A 17811-nucleotide genomic window follows, 5' to 3' on the forward strand; every position below is an offset into this window, starting at 1 on the left:
TGATTTGCTTGTCTATTTTTGATCAAACTATCAAACGTCGATGTACAAACTCTGTAAAATGGGACGCAATGGAAAAGGTTTATGGCCTAAACAATGCGGCAGATATCTTGCCAATGTGGGTAGCTGATATGGATTTTGCTGCACCTACAGCTGTTTCAAAGGCTTTACAACAACATGCTGAACAAACTATTTTTGGCTATAGTTTTATGAGCGAAGAAGCGATCCAGTCCATTGTAGACTGGCAAAGTACTCGCCATGACTGGCACATTGAGAAAGAAGCCATCCTATTCTGTAATGGCGTGGTCGCTGCATTAGCTAACAGCATTGTAGCACTAACTAATCCTGGTGACAAAGTACTCATTTCACCACCAGTCTATCCGCCATTCTTTAACATACCAAAAAGTAATGGTCGTGAAGTTGTAAGCTGCCCATTAGTTGAAGAAGATGGAATGTTTGTCTATGATTTTGAAGCCTTCGAGCAGGCTTTAGCACAAGATGTGAAAGCCTACATATTCTGTAACCCTCATAATCCAGGAGGCTATGTATGGGATGAAGCTACTTTAAAGGAAATTGTACGACTTTGTGCTAAATACGATGTCATCATTATTTCTGATGAAATCCATGCTGATTTAATGATCAATGGGGATAAGCATATACCTTTAGCTAAAGTTGCAGGGGATGAAATCAATCGCATTGTTACGTGTATGGCTCCTACTAAAACATTTAACTTAGCAGGCATTCAAGTATCATATATGATTGTAACAGATAAGAAAAAACGCCTGCAGCTAGAGGCCATCAATATGGCGAGTGGACAAGGCTCATTAAATACATTTGCCTCTGTTGCCCTTCATGCTGCTTATACAGAAGGAGCTCCTTGGTTAGATGAATTACTTCCTTATATTTCTGCTAACATGGATTATGTGAAAGCTGAATTAGAGCAGATTCCAGGCATTCGTGTTACGATTCCTCAATCCACTTATTTAATCTGGATTGATTACCGAGAGCTAGCGCTTGAAGAGAAGGATATCATGAATCGCTTACTAGAAATCGGCAAGCTGGCACTAGAACCAGGGACAAAATACGGAGAAGAAGGTCGTGGCTTCCTACGAATGAATTTGGCTTGTTCATTTGATACTGTGAAAGATGGAGTCGAGCGTTTTAAAAAGGTCTTTGCAGAATAAAAATGGTTGAAAGGTTATCTCTACTTTTGGAGATAGCCTTTTTATGTTTAAAATCATAATTTTGTGGAAAAGTTTCTTATCAGTTGGATTTTAAAAGAGGTGTTTTACATGGACATCGTTCCATTAACGATTAAACGTGCCTATATGACATTCCTATTTCCTTTCGCCTATTCCACAAAAAATCGTCAAAAAATTGGTGATGTACTACTAAAGGAAGGTTTTTCTTTTTTCACCTTGAAAAACACATCTCTTGAAGACGCCTTTTACAGTGACATGACGATTATACATGAGGAGCTTGCTCAATTTTTCTATCCTTTTCTGGAGGATAAATTATTTCCAAACGAAATGAATAGCCCTGACTTTATTCGTTTTTCGAAAGCATTTTATACACAAGGTTCCTTACATCTTCAAGAAAGTCAAATCAATTATAATTACGAAGTAATGAGTATCGATGTGACATTATGTCCTTTTGGGAATGGCATTATAACAGTAAGAACAAATATTACAGATCAATCACATGATCTAAGTGATATATTAAATTTTGTTCATTATTTTAGAGTATTAGAGGCTAAGCTACGAGAGGAGAAAGGTGCCAGTCATCATTTTTCATTTGGTCATTGTTCTTCTACAAGTGAATTATTATTTAAGTATTTTATACCTTATTTACAGCCTTTTCTATTACATCAACAAGACCACAGCTACGAAGGCTTACCGTTCTTTGAAGATGAGCGAATGTTTGCCTCAGCTTATTTCATTGCTAAGGAAGAGGCTAAACTATTACCTGAGCATTTATTTCGATTAGGGCAAGTTGATGGTAGGACACCAGATGGCAAGCCCTTTATTTCTAGCACGAATCCTCACTATATCTCTAATTATGTACAAGAGCACACCCATACACGCTGGGCACCTAATAGTTATATTATCACCTCGTCACAGGCACAGATGACAATTACAAATAGGCCGTTTGACAAATGTACTCATAGTATTCAAGAATTTATGGGTACGCACTATTACAACTTGTTCATTCATTATTTTTATAAAATGATGCTCTTAAAGCTTTCCTATGAGTATAGTGAAATAAAGTGGGGCAAAGATAAGCAGGTTATCAATGAACTAATCGAGCTGATTACAAAGTTCTCTGCACGCTATTATTTTGAAGAAGTCATCGTAAGAACAGAAGGCAGAGAAATTTCTCAAATGCTGCGAAAGTATTTCCGTATAAATGAACATTATCTGGAAACTAAAGCAACATTGGATAGTTTGTATCGTATACAAGAAGACCAATATGATAATCGAAGTAATAATTTACTGTTTATTTTAACAGTTTTTACTGTTGTATCCGGTATTTACGGTATGAACTTAGTCATTGAAGGTTGGAAAGATAGCAGTGATTTCGATAGCATCGGTAGTTATACACTCTTTGAATGGGTAGCCTTTATTACTGCATTGAGTGGGATTGGCTTATCACTCGTACTAGTTTGTTTCACTATCCTCAAAACACTGCAAAATAGTATTCGCCGCTTAAAAAAATAATACAATAAAAGAATCTGCTCGCCCTCCGTGGCAAGCAGATTCCTTTTTTTAGATATTCTGTTGATTGTTTGTGTTTTTCTTATCCGCTAGAATACGTGCTTCAATTTCTTTTGATTTCAATTCTTGTTTCTTAGAAATTTTTCTGAAAAGCGTAAACACGATAATACATAAAATAAGCATAATTAAAAATTCAAATGCTGCTGGAATATAACCTGATTTGTCTTCTGGGAAATATAAAAATTGATACATAAAGTTTTGCATGTTCTACACGTCCTTATAAGTATTATTCAAAGACTGTAATTGACTCAATTTTCACATCTTCTAATGGTTTGTCACGGAAATCTTTTTCCACATCCGCAATTTTATCCACAATGTCCATACCTTCTACAACATGACCGAATACTGTGTGTTTATGGTCTAACCAAGGTGTACCACCATTTTGAGCATAAGCTTCGATGATCTCTTCTGGGAAGCCTGCCCCTTGTAATTGACGAAGCATATCACTTGGAAGGTGCTTCATTTGTACAATAAAGAATTGAGAACCATTTGTATTTGGACCTGCATTTGCCATTGAAAGCGCTCCACGTAGGTTAAATAATTGATCTGAGAACTCATCTTCAAAGGAATTACCCCAAATTGATTCTCCGCCCATACCAGTACCAGTTGGGTCGCCACCCTGAATCATGAAGTCTTGAATAACACGGTGGAAAACAATGCCGTTATAGTAGCCTGATTTAGCATGCCCTAAAAAGTTCTCAACCGTTTTTGGTGCGTGCTCAGGGAATAATTTAATTTTGACAGCACCTAATGTTGTGTTCATTTCTACAAGCACTTCGCCTGCTTGTACGTCTGTTGTTAATTGTGGAAACATGGAAGTCTCTCCTTTAATGATAAATTTCAGTTTCAATGAAAAAGATGCCCGTGCATCCTTTCTGACCTCATTTTAGTCTAACATACTTCTTATTGGTTTTCTCCCTCAAAGTATTGACGATTTTTGCACTTTTACTATTCATTTTTAAAACGAAGTAAATAGGTCCGAGCGAGTATTTGGAATCAATCCAAAATATGTTATTCTGATGAAGGATTTATAGAAAGAGTGGAGGCACACATGAAAAAGGCTTTTGGTTTTTTTATTATCGTTTTATCCCTTCCTGCTTTATGGTGGATTAGCACAAACATTAAAACAGAAATCAATATAGCACAAGCACATGAAGAACAAATGACAAATGCTATACATTTACCTGAGGTAGAAGCCCAGCTACCTGTTACCCTTATTGATCGAAATGGGCAAACATTTAGTGAGGAATATGTCGAATGGCGGCAGCCACTAAGTTTACAAGAAATTCCACAAATTGCCCAGGAAATATTCATCACAAGTGAGGATGCTGATTTTTATGAGCATATCGGCTTTGATTTAAGTGCGATTATTCGTGCGGTTGTAGCTAATTCAAATAGTAACACCACCTCTCAAGGTGGTAGTACCATCACACAACAGCTTGTTCGAATGCGTTATTTATCTGAGGAAAAAACATATGAACGGAAATTGACAGAGCTTTTTTATGCATATGAATTAGAAAAAGAATTTGATAAAGATGCCATTTTAACAATGTACCTGAATGAATCCTATTTTAGCAATCAAGTTTATGGCATTGGCGGAGCAGCCACTTATTATTTTCAAAAGCCACTCCAAGAATTATCTATTGCTGAAATAGCTTTCATTGCTGCTATCCCAAATAACCCCTCCCTTTACAATCCTTTAAAAAATTTTGATCAAACTAAAGCGAGGCAGGAACGATTGTTAGATACCCTTGCAGCAAATGGGGCGATTACAGAGGAAGAGGCAAAAAAAAATAAAGCTACTCCCATTACATTAAATGTGAAAGATAAAATTCAAAGTTATCCAATGTATAGCACTTATGTTCTTCAAGAGCTAAAATGGCTAGTTGCAGAAAAAGAAGGTTATGCGGATCGACTAAGCATTACAGTTAATGAGGAAGAGAAGAAAAACATTAAAGTACAATTAGATAATCGACTTCATACATTATTTCAAAATGGACTCATCATTCAAACGACGCTTGATCCAACTAAACAGCAGCATGATGAGGAAAAAATGTCAGCTATTCTTGAGGCTAGCCCATTGCAAGCAGCAGGTGCGGTCATTGAAAACCAATCAAGAGAAATAGTCAGTCTGTATGCAGGAAAGAACTATGAAAAATTTGATTTTCATCGTGCATTCCAAGGAACACGTCAGCCAGGGTCTGCCTTTAAGCCAATGGCAGTCTATGCACCATTTTTCGAAACGACATCCCATACACCTGATTCGATTGTCAATGGTGGTCGTTATTGTGTGGGCTCCTTTTGCCCCCAAAACTATGGAGGCTATACGTATGGTGATGTTTCTATTCGTACTGCTTTTCGACACAGCTATAATACATCTGCACTGCGTCTCTTTCAAACAGTTGGCGTTGAAACAGCCTTTGACTACCTTAATCGCTTTCACTTCCGCTCCATTGTAGAGAAAGATCATAACTATGCCGCATCATTAGGAGGATTAACCTATGGTGTGACAGCATTAGAACTAGCAGATGCTTATACAAGCTTTATTGATGGCTCTTATGTTCTTGCACATAGTATACGAAAAGTTACAGCTTTAGATGGAACAGAGCTTTATAGTTGGGATACACAGCGTGATCAGATCTGGTCTCCTAAAACAGTAAAATACATGCGTGAACTCCTTGCAGATGTTGTAGCAAACGGTACGGGTCAAGGTGTCTATAGTAACAGCAGCTACGTCGGTGCAAAAACAGGGACAACGAATGACTATCGAGACTACTGGCTTGCGGGGCTCAATGATGATTATACTGCCGCTGTTTGGCTAGGATATGATAAACCTCAATCGATGCAGCAATTAGAGGAATACAAAATCCACCATCAATTATTTAATATTTTGCTTGAGTAGTGAAATAACCAAAAGGTAGTAGTCGCTGAGACTACTACCTTTTCATAGTGTTGAAAAACAAAACCATCTATACAATTTTTGTGAAAGGTGAAAATGGATTTCCGTTACAGGCTACTTACTTTCCTGTGGGCGAGCGCCGAGCCGCTTCGTTTAGAGGCTTGCCTATCTCGCTTTCTCACGGGAGTCAAGTAGCCTTCCACTCCTCCCCACAAATTTAGCAAAGGTTTTCAAATAAAGTGAAGATGTTCACTACTCATTTTATGGAGAGGTGATGTCACGAATCACTTCTCCACATTTTTTACTACTGTTAGTATGAAAGAAAAGGAAAAGACACTTTTGCAAAATGGTTAATTGGAGTAGAGACAGCATCACAGACGGGACCCTGGAACCAACGTTAGTGAGTGAAGCGGCTCAGCTGACGCCCTCTGGAAAGGACGCTGGTGGAACGGAAATCAACCTCTCGCCTTTCAAACTTGCTTTTTCTGCCGTTGTTGACATCACCTTTTTAATAGTATGTATTAATTTGCAAACGGCAAACTTGCCAAAATACCATTGTATAGTTTCAACACAACATAAATAACAAGCGTTAAAAGAATCGTCCACATAAATAGCTCAAAGATTAATAGACCGATTGTGCCGCCCATTGATATAAAATGACTCATTTTATAAATCAGATAAATAAAGTAGGCAAATATCGTTATCACAAAGATACCAATTAAAACATAAATAAATTGGATGGCAAATGCGGAACACATGGCACCTACAAATAAGATTATATAGCCGCCACGAGCCTGACTTACAGTGGCTCCTTCGTTATCCTTTGAAAAAAACAGCATTCCTACTTCATGAATGGTTTCCCCTACAAGTTTAAGAGCCGAAAATAACATAAAAAAAACAATGGCAAAAACAATGAGTAAAAATACACGTAATTCAAAATCAGATAAAAACTCTCGCATACCTGAATACACACCGATGGCTTGAAAAATCTGTAATGATTTACCAACAGCATACATACCAAATGTCAAACTAAACAATAAAATTGTAATTAATGGTAGATAACCATAGATATATGGGTTCCTCATAAAAAATTTTTTTCCTCTATTTTTATTGATAACTTCCTATTTATAATATAACGAAAATTCTCTAACGACCGCAAGCTAAATCCCAATAGTACATATGCATCCTCAATTAAAGTACGTTATAATTGGGATACTTACCTGCATAAAGGAGGGTTTTTTTGTTACAAGTACTTTATATTTTTATTCCAATGCTTGTTGCAATATTAGTGCCATTATTATATAAACGCATGAAAAATATTCACACAGGTTGGTTTGTTCTTGCTGTACCTGCTACGCTTGCGATTATTTATGCAACATATATTGCTCAAGTGGCTAAGGGGGAAGTATTTACTGCAGAGCTCCCTTGGATTCCATCGCTTGATATTTCCATCATCTCATATTTAGATGGACTCAGCTTATTATTCTCATTACTCATTACTGGAATTGGCTCGTTAGTTGTGCTTTACTCCATTTTTTACTTAGATAAACATAAAGAAAAATTACATAACTTTTATGTTTACTTACTGTTATTTATGTCAGCCATGCTGGGAGTAGTACAGTCTGATCATTTAATTACACTCTATTTCTTTTGGGAGCTAACGTCCATATCATCATTTTTACTCATCGGCTATTGGTATAATCGGGATGCCTCACGCTTCGGTGCATTAAAGTCTATGATGATCACAGTTGGCGGCGGCTTAATGATGCTAGGTGGCTTTGTTCTGCTTTATTTAATGGGAGGGACCTATTCCATTCGAGAATTGATTGTCATGGCACCTAATTTAGTAGATCAACCTTTATTCACTTGGTCACTTATCCTAATACTCTTGGGCGCATTTACAAAATCCGCGCAATTCCCATTTTACATTTGGTTACCAGATGCCATGGAAGCGCCAACACCAGTAAGTGCATACCTTCACTCGGCAACAATGGTCAAAGCAGGTATCTATTTAGTTGCACGATTTACGCCGATATTTGCAGCCTCTGAGCTTTGGGTGTGGCTTGTAACAGGTGTAGGTATCTTAACTTTATTCTGGGGTTCCTTCTTTGCAGTGAAGCAAACAGATTTAAAAGGTATCCTAGCATTCTCTACAGTCAGTCAGCTTGGTCTTATTATGTCACTACTCGGCGCAAGCGCTGTTGCTTTTCATACAAATGGCTCAGTCGATACCATTAAATTTGCTGCATTTGCTGCCATTTTCCACCTTATCAATCATGCTACATTTAAAGGCAGTCTTTTCATGATTGCAGGCATTGTTGATCATGAAACAGGAACTCGAGATATTCGTAAACTTGGCGGATTAATGAGTATCATGCCAATTAGTTTTACTGTGGCTGCAATAGGAAGCTTATCAATGGCTGGTCTTCCACCATTTAATGGCTTCTTAAGTAAAGAGATGTTTTTAACAGCCATGCTTGCCCTTCAAAAGTTTGAATTTTTCGGCTTTGAAACATGGGGAGCACTCTTCCCTATTGTTGCTTGGATTGCTAGTATTTTCACCTTTATCTATAGCTTTTATTTTGTTTTCCGAACATTTAATGGAAATTACAAACCTGAGCAGTTACCTCATAAACCACATGAGGCACCGATTGGCATGCTAATTTCTCCAATACTTTTAGCGGCTTTAGTTGTGACAATCTTCTTTATCCCTAACTTTATTGGCAATACCTTTGTAAAACCAGCTGTCCAAGCGATTCAGCCATTTTTGTATGATACACCTCAAGCAGTGGATATTCATGTATCTGCTTGGCATGGCATCACCCCAGAGCTACTGATGACTATTGGAATTATCATTGTTGGGGTATTATTATTTGTCGCCTTACCAAAATGGCAAGGGATGTATCAGCGATTCCCGCAAGCCTTAACATTAAACAATGCCTATGACAAAATCATGCAGGGTTTAGACGTTGGCTTAAATCGTTTATCTCGACGCTATATGACAGGCTCTATGCGTCACTATTTACTCTATATGTTTAGTGGAATTACTGTAATTGTTATCGGCTCTCTTTTCATGAAAGATGCTTTTAGCATTTCATTCCAAGGAGCCTCACCAATAAATCTATACGAAATAATCTTGATCGTCGTTTTACTAATTGGTACTGCCATCACCATTTTGGCCAAGTCACGTTTAACGGCCATTATTGGGCTTGGTACTGTAGGCTATACCGTAGCCTTATTCTTTGTCATTTTTAACGCACCTGATCTAGCGCTGACACAGCTCGTTATTGAAACGATTTCAGTAGCACTATTTTTATTAGCATTTTACCATCTACCTAAGCTTGGTAAACGCGAGGAGCGAATGAGATTCCAGTTAAATCGTGCCGTTGTTTCGATTGCAGTTGGGGTGATGGTAACCCTTGTTGCCCTATCAGCTCATTCCCAAAAACTAATTCCCTCTATTGCTAAGTACTACGAGGAAACCGTGTATTCATTAGCTGGTGGCGGAAATATTGTAAACGTAATTTTAGTAGACTATCGTGGTTTCGATACATTATTTGAAATTACAGTACTCGGCATAGCTGGCATGGCCATCTTAGCTATGATTAAGTTACGTATGAATAGAAAGGAGAACACTCATGAAAACAAATGATGTGGTCATACAATTTACAGCTAAAATTGTATTTTTCATTATTTTCTTCTTCTCCATTCATATTTTTTTAGCTGGTCACTATACGCCTGGTGGAGGCTTTGTTGGGGGTCTGTTAACATCAAGTGCACTTGTTCTTTTAGTGTTAGCCTATGATATCAACACAGTCCGTCATATTCTACCTATTAATTACACGTATTTAACAGCCATTGGCTTACTATTAGCCCTTGCTACTGCGGCATACCCAATGTTTGTGGGCAAACCGTTTTTCACACATTTCTTTGATTATTTCGATTTACCGCTTCTAGGCAAACAGTCATTACACACGGCTATGCTTTTTGATAGCGGTGTCTATTTGGTTGTTGTCGGTGTTACGATGACCATTATTCAAACGATTGGGGAGGATGAATAATGGAAATAATTATGGCCTTTGTGATCGGCTTTCTCTTTATGGCAGCGGTCTATTTAATCTTATCGAAAAGTTTATTGCGCATTATTATTGGAACTGGTCTGTTAAGTCATGGTGCTCATCTACTGATCTTAACGATGGGTGGTCTTGGTGGCGAAGCTCCACCCGTCTTAAATGAAGGAGCCAAAACGTTTGCTGATCCCTTACCCCAAGCACTTATTTTAACTGCGATTGTTATAAGCTTTGGGGTGACAGCATTCTTCCTTGTACTTGCCTATCGTTCCTATCAGGAGCTTAACACGGATGATATTAGCTTAATGAGAGGAAGTGATGAGGATGAATAACTTCCTACTACTACCGATTATCATCCCATTTTTCTTCGGTATGATTTTAATGTTTGGACAAAAAAATCTAACCTATCAACGATCATTTTCATTACTTGGAATTGGACTAGCCCTCTTCTCTGCCCTTTCACTTCTTTTAAAAGTGAAACATGATGGTATTCAAAAGGTCACATTTGGAAACTGGCCCGTTCCTTACGGTATTACAATGGTATCTGATATGGTATCTGCATTGCTCGTTACAACAACATTGCTGATTGCGCTATTTGTTGTTTGGTATGGCTTTGGTTCCATTACGAAGGAGCGTGAACGCTTCTTTTATTACCCAGGTATTATGTTTATTTTAACTGGGGTCAATGGAGCCTTTACAACAGGCGATATTTTTAACTTATTTGTTTTCTTCGAAGTATTGTTAATGGCTTCCTATCTACTTATCGTTTTAGGTGGTGAGAAGGGGCAACTGAAAGGGTCTATTAAATATATTTTAATTAATGTTATTTCTTCGGCCTTATTTGTTATTACCGTTGCCTATTTATATTCTGTAGTAGGGACTTTAAACATGGCCGATATTGCGGTAAAAATTGCTGAGATTAATCAACCAGGAATTATTACTGTTATTGCCGTACTATTTTTAATGGTATTTGGATTAAAAGCGGCCATTTTCCCATTATATTTTTGGCTTCCTACTTCGTACGCGGCAGCGCCTATTCCTGTCTTAGCATTATTTGGCGCTCTGCTTACAAAGGTTGGGGTATATGCCATTACACGTACCTATACACTATTTTTTGTACATGATTTGTCCTATACGCACAACTTACTAATGACATTAGCTATTGCAACAATTGTAGCTGGATGCATTGGAGCACTCGCTTATTTTGATGTAAAACTCATTATTATCTATAACATTGTCATTGCAGTTGGTGTCATTTTATTTGGTGTCTCTCAAATGAATGAGACTTCATTAAAAGGTGCTATGTTTTATTTAATTCACGATATGCTGATTAAGGCCGCGCTCTTTATGCTAATCGGCATTGTCATCTATATTACGGGTACATCGGATTTGCGTAAGATGGGTGGACTCATGAAAAAATACCCTGCACTTGGTTGGTGTTATTTAATAGCAGCTTTTGGCTTAGCTGGAATCCCACCACTTAGCGGATTTGTTGGAAAGCTGTTAATTGTACAGGGGGGCTTTGAGGCTGGAAGTATGTGGAGTAGTATTTTCATCTTAGCATCTTCACTGCTTGTCCTATTGTCCGTGATCCGTATTTTCCTCTATGCCTTTTGGGGTGAGGAAAAAGAAACACAAGGTACAGTCGACAAATCTATCTATAAGATGCTGTTTATGCCGACTGCCTTGTTAGTACTTATTACTGTAGCCTATGGTGTGGGTTCCGAATGGATTACGCCATTTATGGATGATGCAGCAAAACTATTAAATGATCCATCTATCTATATAGATGCTGTAATGAAGGAGGATTAGCACTATGGCATTTCAAATGATTTTAAATTTTGTACTTGCCTTCGTCTGGATGTTCCTTTCCTCTAATTACACAGCAACTGGTTTTATCATTGGATTCATTATGGGAATACTTTTACTTATTCTCATGCGGAGGTTTTTCAAGTCTCGGCTTTATGTCTATCGATTATGGGCCCTTCTAAAATTAACGTTGTTGTTCTTTAAAGAGTTAATTTTAGCAAATGTTCAAGTTTTGAAAGTAGTGTTAAAGCCTAAGCTGGACATGCAACCTGCCTTTTTTGCTTATCCAACTGTTTTAACGCAAGACTGGGAAATCACGTTATTATCGAGTCTTATTACGTTAACACCAGGAACAGTCGTAGTGCATGTTTCGGATGATGCGAAAACACTGTATGTACATGCAATTGATATTAGCGATGTGGATGAAGCCATTGCTTCCATTCGAGATTCATTTGAAAAAGCAATTTTGGAGGTGAGTAAATCATGACAACATTTATTATTGCTGTAATCGTAGTGATTTGCTTATCGATGATAGCGGTCATTTATCGAATGGTAAAAGGTCCTTCCGCTTCTGACCGTGTTGTAGCTTTGGATTCACTTGGTGTTTCACTCATTTCCCTCATCGGACTATTTTCAATTTTAGTGGAAACAAGCTTCTTTCTTGAAATCATTTTATTGCTAGCAATCTTATCGTTTATCGGTACGATGGCTTTCTCTAAATTCATAGAGAAAGGAGATATCATTAAACGTGATAATTCTCGCTAATAGTTTAGTTATCTTTTTCATTACTGTTGGAGTACTTTTTATTGTCGTGACAGCTATTGGACTTGTCCGCTTACCTGATTTGTATACACGTGCCCATGCTGCTTCAAAAAGTGCAACACTTGGCGTCATGTGTGTGCTGATCGGTGTATTCTTTCACTTTTGGCTAATTGAAGATCATTTCAACCCTCGCATTTTATTAGGGATATTATTCCTCTTCATCACTGGTCCTGTTGGAGGACACATTATGACGCGTTCTTCCTATATAGCTGGTGTTAAGCCATGGAAAGGAACAGTTCGTGATGAATTAGGTCCTGAAATTGACAGAATGAAAAAGGAACAAGGTGTAAAATAAACAGTAAAAATCTGCCCGATTAATAATATCGAGCAGATTTTTTATTAAATATATCCCTTGTCAGTTAAAATATGCGTCAGCTGTTCCACACATTCTTCAATAGAATGCTGTTCGGTATCCAAAATAACTTCTGGGTTGATTGGTTCTTCGTATGGAGCACTAATCCCTGTGAAATTAGTAATTTCTGCATTCCTTGCTTTTTTATATAAACCTTTTGGATCTCTTTTTTCACATGTTTCTACTGAACACTTGACATAGACCTCTAAAAATTCGCCATCCTCTACAAGCTCACGGACTACCTGACGATCTTCCCGATAAGGCGAAATAAAAGCTGTTAGCACAATTTGACCGCTTTCTATAAATAGCTTAGAAACTTCACCTATTCGACGAATATTTTCTTTGCGCCCTGCCTCATCGAATCCTAAGTCACTATTCAAGCCATGGCGCACATTATCACCATCTAATACGAAGGCTTGATTGCTCCTTTCAAATAATCGACGGGCAAAGGCATTGGCCACGGATGATTTCCCTGAAGCCGATAAACCCGTAAACCATAAAATAAAGCTTTGATGTTTATTTTTTGAACGGCGTTCCTCTTTTGTAATGGAGGCTTCATGCCAAACAATATTTGAACTCATTTCACTACCTCCTTACTCATACCTTTAATTAAAATGTCTACGACTTCTTTACGACTGAATGTACTTGGTGGTACTTCGCCATTTCGTAGCATCTCTCGTACCTTCGTTCCTGATAGAATGACATGGGCAGAGCTATCATGTGGACACGTTTTTGTCGTAGCCATGCCTTCACATTGCTGACAATAAAAGCTATGCTCAAATTTTAGTGGTACAATTCCTAATTCATCTTCAGTAAATTGTTCAAAAATCTTTTGTGCATCGTATGTGCCGTAATAATCACCAACCCCTGCATGATCACGGCCTACAATAAAATGGGTACAGCCATAATTTTTTCTAACAAGGGCATGGAAAATAGCTTCCTTTGGTCCTGCATACCGCATTGCGGCTGGGAAAATACCTAATTGTACACGGCTTTCAGGATAATAGTTTTTCAATAAAACTTCATAGCTCTCCATACGTATAGCGGCTGATACATCATCTGACTTTGTTTCACCGACAAGTGGATTTAAAAATAACCCATCAATTGTTTCAAGTGCTGCCTTTTGAATATATTCATGCGCTCTATGGACTGGATTACGTGTTTGGAAGCCGACAATAGTTTTCCATCCCTTGTCAGCAAATAATTGTCGCGTTTCCACTGGGTCAAATGAATACGCAGGAAACTTTTGTGCAAGACGTTTAATTAATGTAATTTTTCCTCCGACATAAATGGCAGGACGATCAAAGAGCTTTTGAACGCCCGGATGTGCTAAATCCTCTGTCCCATATACAAGCAAAGCCTCTTTTCGTTTATTCGGTTCATAAATATCGGCTACTTCAATAACGCCATAAACTTCATTATCATAAACTAATTTCACCTCGTCACCAGGCTGTAAAGTGGCCGCTTTCTCTTTTGTAACAGGTAATGTAATCGGAATACTCCATACTATACCTGAAGCTAAACGACTTTGCTCCACGACCGACTCATAGTCTGCTTGTGTTAAAAAGCCTTCGATTGGGCTATAGCCCCCTACAGCGATTAGCTCTAAATCACTCAACGAAATCGCATCCAGCTCAATTTCCTTGTGAATAGTTGTGATCTCTTTTTCTGGATAAAATGCCTGCACAAGTAGCCCACCATGTGGTTGTAAACTCATTAAAATCTCCTCCTAATTCTGGTTAAATACTAAGTTTTATAGTTAAAATATAGTGATGATACGATTCAATTTAAATGCCTTCCCCTTCATCATAGATAGATTGCTCTTCTTCACGCATCATGCGCATCAGGCTAATGACCCCTAGCGTCCCTATGATAATACTGCCATTCAAAATAATGGCATAAAGGTCCTTTTCTAAAAACAACTGCACTAAAAAATAAGAAATGACTAATGAAAAGATGGGTGATACAACCCAAATACGTATAATTTTTTTCACAATATGCTGATGGAAAATTTGCTTACCGTTTTTCGCCATCCCCATCCCGATGATGGAAGAAGAAGTTACTTGTGTTAATGGTACTGGAAGCCCAAAAATGGAGCTTACACCAACAAGCAGTGCGCCTGTACTTGAAATGAGAATGCCTTCTGCCTTTTGAAAGCGCACAATTTTCTTACCGTTTGTTTCAAGCACTCGTTTACCAAGTAACATAGCACCTATTGCAACAAATGCACCGCCAAGCACAATGCCCGTTGTCACATCCATCATTCCTGCTCCCACCAGCGGTCCAACTGCATTGGCAACATTATTCATTCCCGCTGAAAATGCTTCGAAAAATCCAGCTAATACGAGAAGAACAGTTAAAATCGGACGATCTTTAAGCAGTCCTCTGTTTTGTAATTTATATAATAGCTTTCCACATACAAGAGCAATGACAAAGGCAACAAGCGGGACAATCACCCAAAATGATATGATGACGAGCAGGGAATTGACGAATAATACTTTATAAGCAATTCCTACACCCACGACAGCACCCACTGTTACTTCACTCGTTGATAAGGGGATGCCTAAAAGATTGGCGAAAAGTAACGAACTTGTCGCAGAAATTAAGATAATGATGACAACCTTTACCGTAATATATTCCTGAGGCATAATGCCTGAGCTAATCGTTTTGACTACTTCTCCTCCGCCTAATACAGCTCCACTGTAGACGCCTATCGCACATAATAGCAATGCTTGCCACGCTTTTTTGATGGCACCTGCACCATAAGCAACACCCATTGAGGCGGCTGCTCCGCTTGCGCCTATGTTCATTGCAAAAAATAAACTAATAGCTATTGCAAAATATTCAAGCATGGCAGAACTCCTTTATTCATGTAACCCGCACTCGGTTTTACCAGAACCTTGCCACCTACCTGAACGTAAATCCTCCATCGTAAATGCCGGTTTCGTACAATGCTCACAGCCGATACTTGGATAGCCTTGATCATGTAACGGATTATATGGCAGACTGTGCTTTGAAACATAGCGCCAAATATCCTTCCAAGTCCAATGAATCAAAGGACAAACTTTAATCGATTTAAATTTATCGTCACGATTTAGAAAGTTTGTCTGTTGACGTGTTGGTGATTGCTCACGACGTAAGCCTGATATCCAAGCCTTTTTACCTGACAAGGCTTCGTGCAAAGGCTTTATCTTACGAATATCACAGCATTTATTTGGGTTAGATTTCCATAGTTCATCACCATGTTGTGTAGCTTGTTGCTCTAGTGTAAGGGCTGGCTTTTTCATGACAATGTTGAGTTGTGGATATTTTTCTTTGACTTTATTAATGGTTTCATAGGTTTCTTTAAAATGTACATCTGTATCTAAAAAAACAATCGTAGCGTTAGGCTTTACCTTTGAAATGAGATCAATTAAGACAATGCCCTCAATACCAAAGCTACATGCATAGACGATTTCATCTCCATATTGTTGATAGCTCCACTGTAAAACCTCTAGTGCAGCCTTATACAAATCATCGACCTGAAAATCAATGATCGGTTCTTGCCAATTTTCGTAAGTTAACATCGAATCCCCCTCATAGCAAAAAAGGCGTTCTAACACAAGACACAGGAAAACAAGTCTTTGTTAAAACGCCTCTAGTTTGACTAGCCAGCTCTTTATATAATGATTGTTCACTAGTAGTTGCTACCTCGTACCACAATCATTCTTCTTATTACCAAATATATACTAGTGTACACCAAGCAGTCAACTAGGTTTTTTGAATATCTTTTTCATACACCCACTTTTTTCGGTTCTTTGTTGCATATGATGAGTGGTATCTAGGGACCCCCTTATTAATTTTCGAAATAAATAATCTTTTTCTCAATTCCTTGTTGACTAATAGGAAATATATGTTTAATGTATTATTAAAGCTTTGACCTAAATAAAAAAAGCGCTGATCAGAGGATCTGAAGGCCATCTACCCATGTTGTCATTTCATTGTGGGTGATGGCTTTTTGCATTCTTTAGACAGAAAAGGGGCGAATTAATTATGAAAAAAAGGAGCTATGTTCTCCAATCATTGGCATTACTAACTATTCTAACGTTTAGTTTAACTGGCTGTGGAAGTGCCAGCTCGGATGAAAAAGGAAGTGGTCAAGAAGACAAAAAGTCTGTAGAGCTACTAAATGTCTCCTATGACCCAACACGCGAACTTTACGATGAGTTCAACAAAGATTTTATAAAGAACTGGAAGGATGAAACCGGCCAAGATGTCACAATTAATCAATCACATGGTGGATCTGGCAAACAAGGACGTGCAGTTATTGATGGTCTTGAAGCCGACGTTGTAACCCTCGCACTCGCTTACGATATTGATGAAATTGCTCAAACACGCGAGCTGCTGAATAAAGATTGGCAAACAGAGTTTGATAATAATTCCACTCCCTATACATCGACAATTGTTTTTTTAGTACGCAAAGGGAATCCAAAAAACATACAAGATTGGGATGATCTGATTCAAGACGACGTGTCTGTCATTACGCCTAATCCCAAAACATCTGGTGGTGCACGTTGGAACTATTTAGCGGCTTGGGCATATGCCGGAAAGTTATATAACAATGATGAAACAAAAATAAAAGAATTTATGAAATCACTTTATAGCAATGTCGAAGTACTTGACTCTGGCGCTCGTGGGGCAACAACAACATTCGTAGAACGCAAAATTGGAGATGTCTTAATTGCGTGGGAGAATGAAGCATACCTCTCTCTCAATGAATTAGGTAAGGATGAGTTTGAAATCATCACGCCTTCATTAAGCATTTTAGCAGAGCCACCCGTTGCCGTTGTAGACAAAATCGTAGATAAAAAAGGGACACGTGAAGTCGCTGAAGCTTACTTACAGCATTTATATAGTGATATTGGGCAAGAAATTGCGGCGAAAAATTATTATCGACCACGTAATGAAACGATTTTAGAAAAATATAAAGAGCAATTCCCTCAGCTTGAACTTGTTTCCATTGATGATTTCGGCGGCTGGGCAGAAGCACAAGCAACCCATTTTAAAGATGGTGGTACCTTCGATGAAATATACGTACCACAATAAGGA

Annotated in this window: 18 protein-coding genes; 11 read left to right on the forward strand and 7 right to left on the reverse strand. The window is 38.1% G+C overall.

The window, feature by feature from the left end:
- Positions 1–8 precede the first annotated feature (8 nt).
- Both ACEVFT_RS21640 and ACEVFT_RS21645 read left to right on the forward strand, forming a co-directional pair.
- Positions 9–1181, forward strand: coding sequence for a MalY/PatB family protein (locus ACEVFT_RS21640; protein WP_393951275.1), 1173 nt, complete (start codon positions 9–11; stop codon positions 1179–1181).
- A 108-nt stretch (positions 1182–1289) separates the two neighbouring features.
- Positions 1290–2714 (forward strand): magnesium transporter CorA family protein, encoded by a 1425-nt coding sequence (locus ACEVFT_RS21645; protein WP_393951276.1) that lies wholly within the window; start codon positions 1290–1292, stop codon positions 2712–2714.
- A 48-nt stretch (positions 2715–2762) separates the two neighbouring features.
- On the opposite strand, the gene ACEVFT_RS21650 is transcribed toward ACEVFT_RS21645, so the two are convergent.
- Together ACEVFT_RS21650 and ACEVFT_RS21655 are read right to left on the reverse strand one after the other, a co-directional pair.
- The gene (locus ACEVFT_RS21650; RefSeq protein WP_205445184.1) at positions 2763–2975 is read right to left on the reverse strand and encodes a hypothetical protein; all 213 of its coding nucleotides are present in this window, start codon (positions 2973–2975) and stop codon (positions 2763–2765) included.
- A gap of 22 nt (positions 2976–2997) precedes the next feature.
- On the reverse strand, positions 2998–3585 hold the full coding sequence (locus tag ACEVFT_RS21655) for a peptidylprolyl isomerase (protein ID WP_205445186.1): 588 nt from the start codon (positions 3583–3585) through the stop codon (positions 2998–3000).
- 237 nt (positions 3586–3822) lie between these two features.
- Between ACEVFT_RS21655 and ACEVFT_RS21660 the strand changes: the two genes are divergently transcribed.
- Positions 3823–5673 (forward strand): transglycosylase domain-containing protein, encoded by a 1851-nt coding sequence (locus tag ACEVFT_RS21660; RefSeq protein WP_205445187.1) that lies wholly within the window; start codon positions 3823–3825, stop codon positions 5671–5673.
- Positions 5674–6191: 518 nt separating this feature from the next.
- Here the strand turns inward: ACEVFT_RS21660 and ACEVFT_RS21665 are convergent.
- A complete protein-coding gene (locus ACEVFT_RS21665; RefSeq protein WP_342441363.1) occupies positions 6192–6755 on the reverse strand; it encodes a DUF5366 family protein in 564 nt (187 codons plus the stop codon).
- A gap of 155 nt (positions 6756–6910) precedes the next feature.
- On the opposite strand from ACEVFT_RS21665, the gene ACEVFT_RS21670 reads away from it, so the two are divergent.
- Genes ACEVFT_RS21670 through mnhG form a run of 7 tightly spaced genes read left to right on the forward strand, consistent with a single transcriptional unit; the run spans position 6911 to position 12666 of the window.
- The gene (locus tag ACEVFT_RS21670; RefSeq protein WP_342441364.1) at positions 6911–9322 is read left to right on the forward strand and encodes a Na+/H+ antiporter subunit A; all 2412 of its coding nucleotides are present in this window, start codon (positions 6911–6913) and stop codon (positions 9320–9322) included.
- Positions 9309–9731 carry a Na(+)/H(+) antiporter subunit B gene (locus tag ACEVFT_RS21675; RefSeq protein ID WP_205445192.1) on the forward strand — a complete coding sequence of 141 codons (423 nt, stop codon included), beginning with the start codon at positions 9309–9311 and terminating at the stop codon, positions 9729–9731. The genes ACEVFT_RS21670 and ACEVFT_RS21675 overlap by 14 nt, the downstream gene beginning before the upstream one ends.
- Complete coding sequence (locus ACEVFT_RS21680) at positions 9731–10072, forward strand: Na(+)/H(+) antiporter subunit C (protein ID WP_004228379.1); 342 nt, start codon at positions 9731–9733, stop codon at positions 10070–10072. Before ACEVFT_RS21675 ends, ACEVFT_RS21680 begins: the two co-directional genes overlap by 1 nt.
- On the forward strand, positions 10065–11552 hold the full coding sequence (locus tag ACEVFT_RS21685) for a Na+/H+ antiporter subunit D (RefSeq protein ID WP_393951277.1): 1488 nt from the start codon (positions 10065–10067) through the stop codon (positions 11550–11552). Before ACEVFT_RS21680 ends, ACEVFT_RS21685 begins: the two co-directional genes overlap by 8 nt.
- A gap of 4 nt (positions 11553–11556) precedes the next feature.
- Positions 11557–12036 (forward strand): Na+/H+ antiporter subunit E, encoded by a 480-nt coding sequence (locus tag ACEVFT_RS21690; RefSeq protein WP_393951278.1) that lies wholly within the window; start codon positions 11557–11559, stop codon positions 12034–12036.
- Positions 12033–12314 (forward strand): Na(+)/H(+) antiporter subunit F1, encoded by a 282-nt coding sequence (locus ACEVFT_RS21695; RefSeq protein WP_004228375.1) that lies wholly within the window; start codon positions 12033–12035, stop codon positions 12312–12314. Before ACEVFT_RS21690 ends, ACEVFT_RS21695 begins: the two co-directional genes overlap by 4 nt.
- The gene (mnhG, locus tag ACEVFT_RS21700) at positions 12298–12666 is read left to right on the forward strand and encodes a monovalent cation/H(+) antiporter subunit G (RefSeq protein WP_205445197.1); all 369 of its coding nucleotides are present in this window, start codon (positions 12298–12300) and stop codon (positions 12664–12666) included. The genes ACEVFT_RS21695 and mnhG overlap by 17 nt, the downstream gene beginning before the upstream one ends.
- 44 nt (positions 12667–12710) lie before the next feature.
- Here the strand turns inward: mnhG and cysC are convergent, their stop codons facing one another.
- From cysC to ACEVFT_RS21720, 4 genes are all read right to left on the reverse strand, one after another.
- Positions 12711–13304, reverse strand: coding sequence for an adenylyl-sulfate kinase (gene cysC / locus ACEVFT_RS21705; protein ID WP_205445198.1), 594 nt, complete (start codon positions 13302–13304; stop codon positions 12711–12713).
- Positions 13301–14440: a sulfate adenylyltransferase gene (sat, locus tag ACEVFT_RS21710; protein WP_393951279.1), complete on the reverse strand. Its 1140-nt coding sequence runs from the start codon at positions 14438–14440 to the stop codon at positions 13301–13303. Before sat ends, cysC begins: the two co-directional genes overlap by 4 nt.
- Before the next feature lie 70 nt (positions 14441–14510).
- Positions 14511–15575, reverse strand: coding sequence for a sulfate permease (locus ACEVFT_RS21715; RefSeq protein ID WP_393951280.1), 1065 nt, complete (start codon positions 15573–15575; stop codon positions 14511–14513).
- Between the two features lie 12 nt (positions 15576–15587).
- A complete protein-coding gene (locus ACEVFT_RS21720) occupies positions 15588–16289 on the reverse strand; it encodes a phosphoadenylyl-sulfate reductase (RefSeq protein WP_205445203.1) in 702 nt (233 codons plus the stop codon).
- 466 nt (positions 16290–16755) lie between these two features.
- Here ACEVFT_RS21720 and ACEVFT_RS21725 point away from each other — a divergent pair, with 466 nt between their 5' ends.
- Positions 16756–17808: a sulfate ABC transporter substrate-binding protein gene (locus tag ACEVFT_RS21725; RefSeq protein WP_393951281.1), complete on the forward strand. Its 1053-nt coding sequence runs from the start codon at positions 16756–16758 to the stop codon at positions 17806–17808.
- The last annotated feature ends 3 nt before the right edge of the window (positions 17809–17811 follow it).

This window comes from Lysinibacillus sp. PWR01 (assembly GCF_043359455.1).
GTDB classification, from domain to species: domain Bacteria; phylum Bacillota; class Bacilli; order Bacillales_A; family Planococcaceae; genus Lysinibacillus; species Lysinibacillus fusiformis_F.